Source organism: Streptomyces sp. NBC_00193, from assembly GCF_026342735.1.
Taxonomy (GTDB): Bacteria; Actinomycetota; Actinomycetes; order Streptomycetales; family Streptomycetaceae; genus Streptomyces; species Streptomyces stoeckheimensis.
The window spans coordinates 5,122,162-5,135,169 of record NZ_JAPEMM010000001.1; the positions used below are offsets into that span (position 1 = coordinate 5,122,162).

The 13,008-nt window shown below is 73.7% G+C and carries 15 protein-coding genes and 1 pseudogene; 10 read left to right on the forward strand and 6 right to left on the reverse strand.

Going from position 1 to position 13,008, the window contains the following annotated elements; translation table 11 throughout:
• The first annotated feature begins 25 nt into the window (after positions 1–25).
• The 4 genes from pnuC to OG898_RS22845 are packed head-to-tail and all read left to right on the forward strand — an operon-like array spanning position 26 to position 3,592.
• Positions 26–631, forward strand: a complete 606-nt coding sequence (gene pnuC / locus OG898_RS22830; RefSeq protein ID WP_250740245.1) for a nicotinamide riboside transporter PnuC — start codon at positions 26–28, stop codon at positions 629–631.
• The gene (locus OG898_RS22835; RefSeq protein ID WP_266958954.1) at positions 628–1,770 is read left to right on the forward strand and encodes an AAA family ATPase; all 1,143 of its coding nucleotides are present in this window, start codon (positions 628–630) and stop codon (positions 1,768–1,770) included. Before pnuC ends, OG898_RS22835 begins: the two co-directional genes overlap by 4 nt.
• On the forward strand, positions 1,767–2,549 hold the full coding sequence (locus tag OG898_RS22840) for an NUDIX domain-containing protein (protein WP_266958956.1): 783 nt from the start codon (positions 1,767–1,769) through the stop codon (positions 2,547–2,549). Before OG898_RS22835 ends, OG898_RS22840 begins: the two co-directional genes overlap by 4 nt.
• Before the next feature lie 5 nt (positions 2,550–2,554).
• Positions 2,555–3,592 (forward strand): ADP-ribosylglycohydrolase family protein, encoded by a 1,038-nt coding sequence (locus OG898_RS22845; protein ID WP_266960391.1) that lies wholly within the window; start codon positions 2,555–2,557, stop codon positions 3,590–3,592.
• Positions 3,593–3,653: 61 nt separating this feature from the next.
• Here OG898_RS22845 and OG898_RS22850 read toward each other — a convergent pair whose 3' ends face one another.
• The 4 genes from OG898_RS22850 to OG898_RS22865 form a co-directional block, all read right to left on the reverse strand.
• Positions 3,654–3,911: a hypothetical protein gene (locus tag OG898_RS22850; protein WP_250740249.1), complete on the reverse strand. Its 258-nt coding sequence runs from the start codon at positions 3,909–3,911 to the stop codon at positions 3,654–3,656.
• Between the two features lie 70 nt (positions 3,912–3,981).
• Positions 3,982–4,701: a nucleotidyltransferase domain-containing protein gene (locus tag OG898_RS22855; RefSeq protein ID WP_266958958.1), complete on the reverse strand. Its 720-nt coding sequence runs from the start codon at positions 4,699–4,701 to the stop codon at positions 3,982–3,984.
• Positions 4,702–4,729: 28 nt separating this feature from the next.
• Positions 4,730–5,200: a Rieske (2Fe-2S) protein gene (locus tag OG898_RS22860; RefSeq protein WP_250740251.1), complete on the reverse strand. Its 471-nt coding sequence runs from the start codon at positions 5,198–5,200 to the stop codon at positions 4,730–4,732.
• A gap of 83 nt (positions 5,201–5,283) precedes the next feature.
• Positions 5,284–5,625 carry a DUF952 domain-containing protein gene (locus OG898_RS22865; protein ID WP_266958959.1) on the reverse strand — a complete coding sequence of 114 codons (342 nt, stop codon included), beginning with the start codon at positions 5,623–5,625 and terminating at the stop codon, positions 5,284–5,286.
• A 136-nt stretch (positions 5,626–5,761) separates the two neighbouring features.
• Between OG898_RS22865 and OG898_RS22870 the strand changes: the two genes are divergently transcribed.
• The 5 genes from OG898_RS22870 (at position 5,762) to der (ending at position 10,567) form a co-directional block, all read left to right on the forward strand.
• Positions 5,762–6,208: a YidB family protein gene (locus OG898_RS22870; RefSeq protein ID WP_250740253.1), complete on the forward strand. Its 447-nt coding sequence runs from the start codon at positions 5,762–5,764 to the stop codon at positions 6,206–6,208.
• 189 nt (positions 6,209–6,397) lie between these two features.
• Positions 6,398–7,486: a prephenate dehydrogenase gene (locus OG898_RS22875; RefSeq protein WP_266958961.1), complete on the forward strand. Its 1,089-nt coding sequence runs from the start codon at positions 6,398–6,400 to the stop codon at positions 7,484–7,486.
• A gap of 193 nt (positions 7,487–7,679) precedes the next feature.
• Positions 7,680–8,387: a (d)CMP kinase gene (cmk, locus tag OG898_RS22880; protein ID WP_250740255.1), complete on the forward strand. Its 708-nt coding sequence runs from the start codon at positions 7,680–7,682 to the stop codon at positions 8,385–8,387.
• A gap of 56 nt (positions 8,388–8,443) precedes the next feature.
• The gene (locus tag OG898_RS22885; protein ID WP_250740395.1) at positions 8,444–9,031 is read left to right on the forward strand and encodes a 1-acyl-sn-glycerol-3-phosphate acyltransferase; all 588 of its coding nucleotides are present in this window, start codon (positions 8,444–8,446) and stop codon (positions 9,029–9,031) included.
• Between the two features lie 75 nt (positions 9,032–9,106).
• Positions 9,107–10,567, forward strand: coding sequence for a ribosome biogenesis GTPase Der (gene der / locus OG898_RS22890; RefSeq protein WP_243340975.1), 1,461 nt, complete (start codon positions 9,107–9,109; stop codon positions 10,565–10,567).
• Positions 10,568–10,592: 25 nt separating this feature from the next.
• On the opposite strand, the gene OG898_RS22895 is transcribed toward der, so the two are convergent.
• Both OG898_RS22895 and OG898_RS22900 read right to left on the reverse strand, forming a co-directional pair.
• Positions 10,593–11,021, reverse strand: coding sequence for a hypothetical protein (locus OG898_RS22895; RefSeq protein WP_250740256.1), 429 nt, complete (start codon positions 11,019–11,021; stop codon positions 10,593–10,595).
• Positions 11,022–11,272: 251 nt separating this feature from the next.
• Positions 11,273–12,070 (reverse strand): hypothetical protein, encoded by a 798-nt coding sequence (locus OG898_RS22900; RefSeq protein ID WP_250740257.1) that lies wholly within the window; start codon positions 12,068–12,070, stop codon positions 11,273–11,275.
• A gap of 286 nt (positions 12,071–12,356) precedes the next feature.
• On the opposite strand from OG898_RS22900, the pseudogene OG898_RS36285 reads away from it, so the two are divergent.
• Positions 12,357–12,908, forward strand: a pseudogene (locus OG898_RS36285) (transglycosylase family protein); the annotation flags it as partial.
• Between the last annotated feature and the right edge of the window lie 100 nt (positions 12,909–13,008).

The window sequence follows — 13,008 nt, forward strand, 5'->3', positions numbered from 1 at the left end:
CCTGACTATAAATGGAGGGGGCGTCATGGGATGGCAGACGAGCTGGACCGAGATCCTCGGGTTCGTCACCGGGGCCGTGTGCGTGTGGCTGGTCGCCCGGCAGCACATCGCCAACTGGCCGATCGGCATCGCCAACAACGTCTTCTTCATCGTGCTCTTCGCCCAGGCCGGCCTCTACGCCGACGCCGGGCTGCAGATCGTCTTCATCGCCCTGGCCGCGTACGGCTGGTGGTCCTGGACCCACGGGGGTGGCCCGGGCACCTCCACGGCCCTGCCGGTGCGCCGCACGACGGCGGCCGAGTGGACCGCGCTGGCCGCGGCGGGAGCGGTGGGGGTGCTCGGCCTGACCCTCCTGCTGAGCCGGGCCACCGACTCCACCGTCCCGTTCTGGGACGCACTGACGACCGGGCTCTCGCTCGCGGCCACGTACGGACAGTGCCGCAAGCTCGTCGAGTCCTGGTGGCTGTGGATCGCGGCGGACCTCGTGTACATCCCGCTGTACGCCTACAAGGGGCTGTACCTGACCTCCCTGCTCTACGTCGGCTTCCTCGCCCTGTGCGTCGCCGGACTGCTCGGCTGGCGCCGGTCGCTCCCGGCCCGCGGCGCCGTCGCCCCGGCGGTGCCGGCATGAAGCGCCACGGCCACGGCCTGGTCCTCGGGAAGTTCTATCCGCCGCACGCCGGCCACCACCACCTCGTGCGCACCGCGCAGGACCAGTGCGAGCGGCTGACCGTACTGGTCTGCGCGGCCTCGGTGGAGTCCGTACCGCTCGCCGACCGGGTCGCCTGGATGCGCGAGGCGCACCCGGGGGCCGAGGTGGTCGGCGCCGTCGACGACATCCCGGTAGACCTCCACGACCTGGCCGTCTGGGAGGCGCACATGGCGATCTTCCGGCGCGCGGTGCGCCGCCCGGTCGACGCCGTCTTCACCTCCGAGGCCTACGGGACCGAGCTCGCGCGGCGGTTCGGCGCCGAGGAGGTCTGCGTGGACCCCGGCCGCACCCTGTTCCCGGTGTCCGGCACGGCCGTACGGGCCGACCCCGTCGGGAACTGGGAGTTCCTGGGACCCGCCGTACGGGCGGCGCTGACCCGGCGGATCGTCGTACTCGGCGCCGAGTCCACCGGCACGACCACGCTGTCGCGGGCCCTGGCCGAGCACTGGCGCGGGCGCGGCGGGGTGTGGGCGAAGACGGGATGGGTGGCGGAGTACGGCCGGCAGTACAGCGAGGAGCGGCTCGCGGCGGCGCGCGCCGCGGACCCGGCGGCCACCTGGGCCGAAGTGAGCTTCGCCTCGGCGGAGTTCCCGGTGATCGCGCGGCGGCAGGACGCGGAGGAGGAGCAGGCGGCCCGGCTGGGATCGCCGGTGCTCTTCTGCGACACCGACTCCTTCGCCACGGGCATCTGGCACGAGCGGTACACGGGCGCGCGCAGTGCGGAGGTCGAGCGGATCGCCGCCGCGACCCGGCGGGACCTGTACCTGCTCACCGACCACGCGGACGTGCCCTTCGAGGACGACGGGCTGCGTGACGGAGAGGAGCTCCGGCCGTGGATGACCGGGCGGTTCCTGGAGGAACTGGAACGGACCGGGAAGCGCTTCCTGGTGGTCCGCGGGGACCGCGGGGAGCGGCTGGCGGCGGCGGTGGCCGCGGTCGAGGGACTCCTGGCGGAGGGCTGGCAGTTCGCGGATCCGCTGCCGGAGCGGGTGGCCGGGCAGGTGCCCGGGCAGGCGGCCGGGCGGACCGGGCAGCGGACGGGGGAGCGGAGCCGATGAGTGACACCGGACCCGGCAGCGGCACCGGACCCGTACCCGGGCACGGGTACGACCCGCAGGCCTTCCCGCCCTTCGCGGTGACCGTCGACCTCGCCGTCTTCACCGTGCGCGGCGGCACCCTGCACGTCCTGCTGATCCGGCGCGCGCAGGAACCGTACGCGGGCACCTGGGCGCTCCCCGGCGGCTTCCTGCTGCCGCGGGAGTCCGCGGAGACGGCGGCCCGGCGCGAACTGGCCGAGGAGACCGGCCTGTCGGCGGAGGTGGTCGACGCCCTGCACCTGGAGCAGCTGCGCACCTACAGCGAACCGGGCCGGGACCCCCGCATGCGGGTGGTCTCGGTGGCCTTCACCGCGCTCGTCCCCGATCTGCCGGAACCGGTGGCCGGGGGCGGCGGGGACGCGGACCGCGCCCGCTGGGTGCCGGTGGGCGAGGCTTGTGCGCCGGCCTTCGGGCTCGCCTTCGACCACGCGGAGATCCTCGCGGATGCCCGTTCCCGCGTGGGCTCGAAGCTGGAGTACAGCTGCCTCGCCACCGCCTTCTGCCCGCCCGAGTTCACCCTCGGCGAGCTCCAGGCCGTCTACGAGACCGTCTGGGACACCGCCCTGGACCGCCCCAACTTCCGCCGCAAGGTCCTGGCCACGCCCGGCTTCGTCGAGGCCGTGCCCGGAGCCGCCCGGCTCACCGGCGGCCGCGGCAAACCGGCCGCGCTCTACCGGCCCGGTCCCGCGACCACCCTGCACCCGCCCCTGCTGCGCCCTACGGAAGGACACACGCGATGACGACGATGACGACCGGGCCGACGAAGCCGGCGAACACGAAGCGGGCCGCCACGGGCTCCCTGATCGGACTGGCCCTGGGCGACGCCCTCGGCTTCCCGACGGAGTTCAACGACGTGCCCCGGATCCTGGCGAAGACCGGCCCGTGGCGGCAGATGGACCTGCCCCGGCCGGCGATCGTCACGGACGACACCCAGATGACGCTGGCCCTCGCCCGCGGCATACGGACCGCCGCGGAGCGGGGCCGGGTGGGCCCGCTGCGGCTCGCCCGCCCGGTCCGGGAGGAGTTCGTGGACTGGTACCACTCCCCGGAGAACAACCGGGCCCCGGGCAACACCTGCCTGAAGGCCTGCAGCCTCCTCAACCACCCCGAGCGGGACTGGCGCGACGCCAGCCAGCTCGGCTCCAAGGGCTGCGGAGCGAACATGCGGGTGGCTCCGGTCGGGCTGGTGCCCGGCTGGACGGAGGAGGAGCGGGCCGGCGCGGCCCAGCTCCAGTCGGCCCTGACCCACGGCCACCCGACCGCACTGGCCGCCTCCGACCTCACGGCGCGGGCGGTGTTCCTGCTGGCGCAGGGCACCGAGGTGACCGGCCTGGTCGGGCAACTGCGCTCGTACGCCCTGGAGAACCGCACCCGCTACCACGAGCGCTGGCTCGGCGACCTCTGGACGCGGACGGCCTCCGACGCCTCGGCCGAGTCCTTCATGGCGCGCGGCTGGGACGAGTGCCTGGAGGTCCTGGACCGCCTCGCGGCGGCCCTGCGCACCCCGTCCCCGGAAACCGACCCCTGCCTCACGACCGGCGACGGCTGGATCGCCGAGGAGGCCCTGGCCACCGCCCTCCAGTGCTTCCTGCTCTTCCCGGAGGATCCGCTCCTGGCCCTGCGCCGCGCGGCCTGCACGGCGGGCGACTCCGACTCCATCGCCTGCCTGGCCGGCGCCTTCGCCGGCGCCCACCTCGGCGCGGACGCCTGGCCCCGCGACTGGGAGGGCCGCATCGAGTACCGCGCCGAACTCCTGTCCTTCGGCACCCTCTGGGACGCGTGAGCCGGCCGTCGGGAGTCGCTCTCCGGCGGTCGCGAGCCCGGTCTGACCGGCGGGACACCCGCTAGTAGGTGATCTCCTCGCCCGCGGAGTTCCAGACTCTGGCCCAACTCCGCTCCTGGCCGGGCAGGAAGTGGGGTTCGTAGATCATCAGGCCGTCCGGCGCGTGGACGAACGTCGCGGCCGATTCGGGTCCGGGAACGCCGTCGGGCCATTCGACGACGATGTGGTCCCCGGGGTCGACCACCACCTGCCAGGCGAGCGGTTCGAAGTGGACGACCACGGGGTCGGGCCCGGCTGCCTGCACGCGGAAGGTGAACACCGGTCCGAGCGTACGGGGCCGCCGCGGGCGCCCGGCAGCCGCTGCCCGGCCGCGGGCCTGCCGGAGCGGGTCAGGCCAGCGCCGAGGCCCGGCGGGCGCGGAGGAGGAAGTCCTCGACCCGGGGGAGGTCCGGGGTTTCGGGGAGGGGGGTCGTCGTGAGTGCGGCTTCGGTCTCCTCGGTCAGGAGGGTCATCCAGGCGTCGACCTCCTCCCAGGTGAGCTCGCCGCGGCGGACCGCGAGGAGGCGGTCGCGGTAGGGGGTCGCGTCGATCACCAGGCGGCCCGTGCGCAGCAGGTCGCGGCAGGACAGGAGCAGGCGCAGCAGGTGCATGGCGTGCTTCCAGCGCGGGGCGCCGTGGTTGCGGAGGTCGCCGAGGAGCTTGCCGCGCTGGGAGACGGCGTACCGGCTGAAGGTGGTGTGGGCCCGGCGGGAGAGGAACGCACCGCGGAGCGAGAGCAGTTCCTCGCCGACCGGGGCGAGGTCCTCCACGAGAGGGGAGTGGAGGACCTCCAGGATGTTCGGGTTGGCGCGCAGCGCGAGTTCGCAGAAGCGCTCCAACTCCCACGAGAACTCCTCGTCCCGGGGCCCGTCCACGTGTGTCGGCGGCTTCTCGAAGCCCCAGAACAGCGGCGTCGGGGCGAGGTAGACACCGCGCCGGTCGGTGTCGCTCGCCTCCGTCGCCAGACCGAACGCCCTCGAACCGATCACGCACGAGTAGACCGTGTGGTCCCTGACCAGGGTGAGTTCGAGCGGTTCGGGGGTCGGTTCGTTCGCGTGGGCCTCGTCCATCCGGCGAGGCTAGTGCCGGGGCCCGCGGCTAGGCGAGCGAGATTTCGCCCGCCGGGGAGACGGTGATCTTCTTCTCCTCCAGCGGCTTGGTGGCCGGGCCCTTGGCCACCGCGCCGTCCGTGTCCTTGAACTTGCTGCCGTGGCACGGGCAGTCGATGGTGCCGGCCTCGACCTTGTTGACGAGGCAGCCCTGGTGGGTGCAGACCGCCGTGAAGCAGCGGAAGGAGCCCGCGGTCGGCTGGGTGACGACCAGCTTCTGGTCCTTGAGGACCGTGCCGCCGCCGACCGGCACCTCCGAGGCCTTGATCAGGGCCTTGGCGTCCGAGGCCGGAGCCGAGGACGAGGCGGACACGGAGTTCTGCGCCGTGGGCGCGCTGCCGCCCTCGGACGACGGCTTCGTCTCGTCGGCTCCGCCGCACGCGGCCAGCGCGCCGCCTGCCAGGACGCTCGCGCCGGCCGCCAGTACGGTGCGCCGGGCGGCGCGGGTGGGGTCGCTCATGACTTCTCCTCGGGTGATCGCCGGGATGGCGAGAGGCATCCTGGCGCGTGACGGGCTCCAGCAACACCCCGCCACGCCTTGACTCAGCCCTCCAGGGGCCGGGGAACGAGTTCCGCCGGCGCGCCGGGGGCGCGTACCACCTCCCACACGCGCACCACGGCCTCCCGGTTCAGCGGTCCGTGGACGTGCGGATAGCGAAGGCCCGTTTCACCCTCCCGGCGGACCTCGGAGGTGAGGGCGTGCTCGTCGAGCTCCACGGCGAGCAGGGTCCCCGGTACGTCCGCGTAGTGCGTGGCGGCGATCGCGAGCACCGTCTCCGGATCCGCCGAACAGTGCACGAAACCCTCGGAGTCGAGGGAGGGCGGGGCGTACGGGCGCGCGGGATCGGCGGTCCAGTCGGAGAGCGGTACGAGGTGGAAGATCATGCCGATCGTTCTACCGCAGTCGGTGCACGACTCTGCGCCAAGTGGCAGATACGCCCGAGTTGGGTGACATTGTCCGTATCTCGAAGCCGGGTGCGCAGATTTCCGCGCGCCCGGTCCCTCTTCGAAAGGCATCACCATGGCGGGCAACGACCTCGGCTCCCTCCTCGGCTCCCTCCTCGGCGGCGGCAGCGGTGGGCAGGGCGGCAGTGGCGGCGGCAACATCCTCGGCTCCCTCCTCGGCGCCCTGATGGGCGGCGGCGGTGCCGGCGGCGCCCAGGCGGCCGGAGGCGCGGGGAACAACCCGCTCGGCGGGCTGCTGGACATGCTGACCAAGTCGGGTCTGACCGACCAGGCCCAGTCGTGGGTCGGCACCGGCGAGAACCAGCCCGTCAGCGGCGCGGAGATCGCCAAGGCCCTGCCGGACGACACCCTGGCCAAGGTCGCGGAGCAGGCGGGCGTCAGCCCCGAGGACGCCGCCGACCAGATCGCGCAGGCGCTCCCGCAGGCCGTGGACAAGCTGACCCCCGGGGGCTCGGTCCCGAGCGGCTCGCTGGAGGACATCATCAAGCAGCAGAACCTCTGACCGACAAGCAGCAGAACCTCTGACCGACCCCGAGCGACTCCCGGCGACCCCGGTCCTTCCCGGGGGCGGATCCCGAGGGCCCGGCGGCCCGTCCCAGCGGACGGGCCGCCGGGCCCTCGCGCCATTCCCGCTGGTTACCCTGTGGTTGGTATCGCCGTCCCGTACCCCTGTACACCTGGAGAGCACCCCGTGAGAACCGCCGTCGTCATCGGAACCGGGCTGATCGGCACCTCCGCGGCGCTCGCCCTGGCCGCCCGCGGCATCGCCGTCCACCTGTACGACCGCGACCAGGGGCAGGCCCGTACGGCCGCCGCGCTGGGCGCCGGCACGGAGGAGCCCTACCAGGGCAAGGCGGACCTCGCGGTCATCGCCGTACCGCCCGCGCACGTGGCCGCCGCCCTCGCCGACGCCATAGGGCGGGACCTGGCCCGCGCATACGTGGACGTGGCCAGCGTCAAGGGCGGACCGCGCCGGGAGCTGGAAGCGCTGGGCGTGGACGCGAAGGCGTACATCGGCACCCACCCGATGGCGGGCAAGGAGCAGTCCGGACCGCTCGCGGCCTCCGCCGACCTCTTCGAGGGCCGGCCCTGGGTGCTCACGCCGACCCGGGAGACCGACCACGAGGTGCTGAACCTGGCACTGGAGCTGGTGGCGCTGTGCCGGGCCGTCCCGGTCGTCATGGACGCGGACGCGCACGACCGGGCCGTCGCGCTGGTCTCCCACACCCCGCAGCTCGTCTCCAGCATGGTCGCCGCCCGGCTGGAGGAGGCCGACGAGACCGCGGTGCGGCTGTGCGGGCAGGGCATCCGAGACGTGACCCGGATCGCCGCCTCCGACCCGCGGATGTGGGTGGAGATCCTCTCGGCCAACCCGGGACCGGTGGCGGACGTGCTCGCCGGGATCGCGGCCGACCTGGAGGAGACCGTGGAAGCCCTGCGGGGCCTGCAGTCGGCCGACGAGGACAAGCGCCGGGACGGGGCGGCGGGCATCGAGGACGTCCTGCGCCGCGGCAACGCGGGGCGGGTCCGGGTCCCGGGCAAGCACGGTGCCGCGCCCGCGGTCTACGAGACGGTGGCCGTCCTCATCTCCGACCAGCCGGGCGAGCTCGCGCGCATCTTCGCCGACGCCGGCCGGGCCGGGGTCAACATCGAGGACGTGCGGATCGAGCACGCGACGGGCCAGCAGGCGGGCCTGGTCCAGCTCATGGTCGAACCCCGGGCCGTGGCCGGCCTCCAGGCCGAGCTGCGCGAACGCGGCTGGGCGCTGCGCCAGCCGTAGGGCCGCAGGGCCTCCGGAGCGGGCCCGCGCCCGCCCGGGGCCCGCTCCGCGCCCCTCCCGCGGCCGCCCCGGGCCCGTCTTGGGCCCGCCCGCCGCCGCCCCGGCGGGCGGCGGCGAAAAGCCCGGTAACCTGGAGGAGGGGCGCTATTGGCGCGCCCGGACACGTACGCGCAACCAGGAAGGTGCCCGCACCGTGGAAACCGCAGCTCCGACCGCCGTGATCGTCGCCATCGACGGTCCCTCCGGCACGGGCAAGTCCAGCACTTCCAAGGCCGTGGCCGCCAAGCTCGGGCTGCGCTACCTGGACACCGGTGCCCAGTACCGGGCCATCACCTGGTGGATGATCACCAACGGCATCGACATCGAGGACCCGCAGGCCATCGCCCTCGCGGCGGGCAAGCCCGTCATCGTGTCCGGCACCGATCCCTCCGCCCCCACCATCACCGTCGACGGCCAGGACGCCTCCGGCCCGATCCGGACCCAGGAGGTCACCTCCAAGGTCAGCGCCGTGAGCGCCGTCCCCGAGGTGCGCACCCTGATCACCGAGCTCCAGCGCTCCATCGCCGCCGAGGCGGCCGACGAGGCCGACGGCATCGTCGTCGAGGGCCGGGACATCGGCACCACCGTGCTGCCCGACGCCGACCTGAAGATCTTCCTCACCGCTTCCGCCGAGGCCCGCGCGGCCCGCCGCAGCGGCGAGCTGCGGGGCAAGGAGGCCGTGGACCTCGCGGCCACCAAGGAGGCGCTGATCAAGCGCGACGCCGCCGACTCCGGCCGCAAGACCTCCCCGCTGGCCAAGGCCGGCGACGCGGTCGAGGTGGACACCACCGAGCTCACGCTGGACCGGGTCATCGAGTGCGTCGTGACCCTGGTGGAAGAGAAGCGGGCGGGCCGCCCGTGAGTGATACGCCCTCCCTCAAGGGTGCGGCGGTCGGCCGGAGGATCGGCATCGGGCTCATGTACGGCCTCTGGAAGCCGCGCGTGCTGGGGGCCTGGAAGGTCCCCGCCACAGGCCCCGTCATCCTGGCCGTGAACCACTCGCACAACATAGACGGCCCCATGGTCATGGGCACCGCACCGCGACCGCTGCACTTCCTGATCAAGAAGGAGGCGTACGTCGGTCCGCTCGGCCCCTTCCTCGACCGGATCGGGCAGGTGAAGGTGGACCGCTCCGGCGCCGACCGGGGAGCCATCAGCCGCGCGCTGGGCGTCCTGGACAACGGCGGCGCCCTGGGGATCTTCCCCGAGGGCACCCGGGGCGAGGGCGACTTCGCCTCGCTGCGCGCGGGACTCGCGTACTTCGCGGTCCGCTCCGGCGCCCCCATCGTGCCGGTCGCCGTACTGGGCAGCACCGAGCGCTCCGGCCGCGTCGTCAAGGCGCTGCCGCGACTGAAGAGCAGGGTCGACATCGTCTTCGGCGATGCCTTCGACGCCGGGGACGGCAGTGGCCGCCGTACCCGTACCGCGCTGGACCAGGCCACCGTACGCATCCAGGACCGGCTGACCGCCCACCTGGCCGACGCCAAGCGCCTGACCGGGCGCTGAGCGAGACTTGACCTAGTAGTGGAACCGCGCTGCGCGGGCCCCACCGATCACCACGAACGACGAGGAACGGACTTCATGAACGACCAGCAAGACCACGGAGCACTTGGCGATGCCGAGTACGCGGAGTTCATGGAGCTCGCCGCGGAAGAGGGCTTCGACATCGAGGACGTCGAAGGCGCTCTGCAGGAGGCCGGTCACGGCCCGCTGCCCGTCCTCGCCGTCGTCGGCCGCCCGAACGTCGGCAAGTCGACCCTGGTGAACCGCATCATCGGCCGCCGCGAGGCGGTCGTCGAGGACAAGCCCGGCGTCACCCGCGACCGCGTCACCTACGAGGCCGAGTGGGCCGGCCGCCGCTTCAAGGTCGTCGACACCGGCGGCTGGGAGCAGGACGTCCTCGGCATCGACGCCTCCGTCGCCGCCCAGGCCGAGTACGCCATCGAGGCCTGCGACGCGGTCGTCTTCGTCGTGGACGCCAAGGTCGGCGCCACCGACACCGACGAGGCTGTCGTCCGCCTGCTGCGCAAGGCCGGCAAGCCCGTCGTGCTGTGCGCCAACAAGGTCGACGGCCAGAGCGGCGAGTCCGACGCGGCCTCGCTGTGGTCGCTGGGCCTCGGCTACCCGCACCCGGTCTCCTCCCTGCACGGCCGCGGCACCGGCGACATGCTCGACGCCGTCCTGGAGGCCCTGCCCGAGGCCCCCGAGCAGACCTTCGGCACCGCCGTCGGCGGTCCGCGCCGGATCGCGCTCATCGGCCGCCCGAACGTCGGCAAGTCCTCCCTCCTGAACAAGGTCGCCAAGGAGGACCGCGTCGTCGTCAACGAGATGGCCGGCACCACCCGCGACCCGGTCGACGAGCTGATCCAGCTCGGCGGAGTCGTCTGGAAGTTCATCGACACCGCGGGCATCCGCAAGAAGGTCCACCTCCAGCAGGGCGCCGACTACTACGCCTCGCTGCGTACGGCCGCCGCCGTGGAGAAGGCGGAGGTCGCGGTCATCCTGATCGACACGACCGAGCAGATCTCCGTCCAGGACCAGCGCATCATCACCATGGCCGTCGAGGCGGGCCGCGCGATCGTGATCGCGTACAACAAGTGGGACAACCTCGACGAGGAGCGCCGCTACTACCTCGAGCGCGAGATCGAGACCGAGATGCAGCAGGTCGCCTGGGCGCCCCGGGTGAACGTCTCGGCGCTCACCGGCCGCCACATGGAGAAGCTGGTCCCGGCCATCGAGACCGCGCTCGCCGGCTGGGAGACGCGCATCCCGACCGGCCGTCTGAACGCCTTCCTCGGCGAGGTCGTCGCCGCCCACCCGCACCCGATCCGTGGCGGCAAGCAGCCCCGCATCCTGTTCGGTACGCAGGCGGGCAGCAAGCCGCCGCGGTTCGTCCTCTTCGCCTCGGGCTTCCTGGAGCACGGCTACCGCCGCTTCATCGAGCGCCGCCTGCGCGAGGAGTTCGGCTTCGAGGGGACCCCGATCCACATCTCGGTCCGCGTCCGCGAGAAGCGCGGTGCGCAGCACAAGCGCAAGATGTAGTGCCACGCGAGTGGGACCGCCGGGGCTAGTAGCCCCGGCGCGGAGCGGGCGGCAGGGCCGCCGGGATGTGCTGCATCCCGGTCTGGTGCTGCCGCCCGTTCGCGTATCCGGCGCCGGCGTACGAGTACTGCGGCTGCGGGGCGGGGGAGGGCTGCCAGGCGTCCGCCTGCTGCCCGGCGTGCTGTCCCGTCGGCTGCCACGAGGAACCGTTCCAGCCGCTGCCGTAGGCGCCGGCGGAGCCCGTCCCGGAGCCGCTGCCGTACGAGCCCGCGCCGCCGGTGTACGCGCCGCTGTAGGGGCCCCCGTACGAGAACGCCGTGAAGCCGAGGTCCTCCTCGCCCGTGCGGTCGCCGGGCAGGGCCCGGAAGGCGCGCAGGTACTCCGAGTACAGCGTGTCGTAGATGGGGGTGTGCGAGGCGGTCGGAGAGCTCCCCAGCTCCCGTACGGGGCGCATCGGGGGGACGCTGCTCGGATAGGACGGGGCGCGGGAGACATCGTAGGAATGCACGTATCAGCCAACGAAACCGGCGGCCCGCGGATGCGGGGTCGCGGGGCGGAAAACGCAGATCGCCGGGGGTGCGCGGGACGGACCGCGCACCCCCGGCGCACGCCGCCCGGCCCCCGTGACGGGGATCGGACGGCAGTTTCGGGGACGTAAGGCAGAGCGGGGAACGGGGGCCCGGGGAGGCCCCGGGAGCCGGGGCCTCAGGCGCCCGGGGTACCCGCCAGCGGCATCGAGGCGGCGACCAGCTTGCCGTTGCGGGCGGCCTTGTCCAGGGCATCGCGCAGCAGGTCCTCGCGGGGCTGCTGGCCGATGGTGCCGACGGGGGCCGCGTACACCAGGACGCGCTGCGTCTTGTTGACGGCGGCCCGCCAGCCGTCGGTCACCGACAGCGGCCGGTGCGCCTGCCACCAGGCGATCTGACCGGGCTGGAGCACCGAGTGCAGCTGGCCGGCGGCGAGCAGGATCGACCAGCCGCTCAGGGCCTGCGGGACCTCTTCGGTCTCGGTCATGGGGATGAAGCCCTGCTCGATGAGGAGCGGGAGGAAGTCGTCGCCGGGACCGGTGGTGCCGGGGCGCGCGATGGGCGCGGTCGGCTCCACCACGAGGGCGGGGTGCAGCTCGCCGTTGATCAGGATCAGGCCGCTGGTGATGCCGAGGACGGCCTGGCCGCCGGGCACCGACTGCGGCACGTCGCCGGCGGGGGAGGCCGCCGGGGCGGGGCTGTCGCCCGTGATGGAGCGGACGGCGCCCTGGAGGTCCGCCTCGGGGACGGAGACGACCTGCGAGGGGATGCAGCCGGCGTGGGCGAAGGCCAGGACGGCCGTCTCGTCGCCGACGAACAGCACGGTGCTGGTCTGCTCGCGCTCGGAGTCGCCGGGGGTGCGGCAGGACGTGCAGTCGTAACTGCCCGGGGATCCGTCACCTGCGAGCAGCCGCTCGGCCTCCTCGTCGCCGATCTCGGCACGTACCTCATCACTGACTTCGAGCATGCGCGGCACGGGGTGGCTCCTCGGACTAGGCGTGCGGGGCCGGGGGGTTCCGGCTCGCCGGGCTCAACGGGGGAGTGGCGGCCGGGGTCACGCCGTTTGAGGGAACGGAATCGAACCGGACCCCCGAAGGAGTGAACGGTCCGACCGGGCCGTTGTTTTCGTGCCAACTGTTTTTTGGTTGTGCGCAGTTGATGGCCGGTGCTGGCCGTTTTGCCGGTGGGCCGAGCGGGTGGGGGCGCGCGGGGCGCGGTGTGGCGCGCGCGGGGGGCGGTACGGGGCTGCGTAGCGTGACGCGATGCGCAACTTCGGGGTTCCGGGTGGGGTGGGCGCGGCGGCGCTGGTGCTGGTCGCAGTGGTGTCGGCGTCGCCCGCGGCGGCGGCGGTCGCGGCGCCGCCTCCGCCGCGGCCGGGGGCGCCCGGGCGGGCGGTGGACTGCGGGCCCGGCGGGCAGTGGCCCTGGGACTGCGTGGCCGACTGCGAGAGCGGCGGCCGCTGGGCGGTGAACACGGGCAACGGCTTCTACGGCGGACTGCAGTTCTGGCAGCCGACGTGGGAGGAGCACGGGGGACTGGCCTTCGCCCCGAGGGCGGACCTCGCCACGCGGGCGCAGCAGATCCGGGTGGGGGAGGAGCTGCTCGGCAGCCAGGGCTGGGAGGCGTGGCCCGTGTGCGCGAAGCGGTACGGGCTGGCGGGGCGGATGCACGTGGTGCGGAGCGGGGACACGCTGGTGGCGATCGCGCGGAAGCGCGGGGTGCCGGGTGGGTGGCAGGCGCTCTACGCGGCGAACCGGGGGGTGATCGGGGCTCGGCCGGGGGTGCTGCGGATCGGCATGCTGTTGGCGCTGCCGGCTGTGCGGTCGGATCCGCCGGCGCCGGCGCCGACTGCTCCGCAGGCATCTCCGGCGGCGCCGCCCGGGGGCGTTGCGGCTCCCGCCGCGCCGGGGGCGC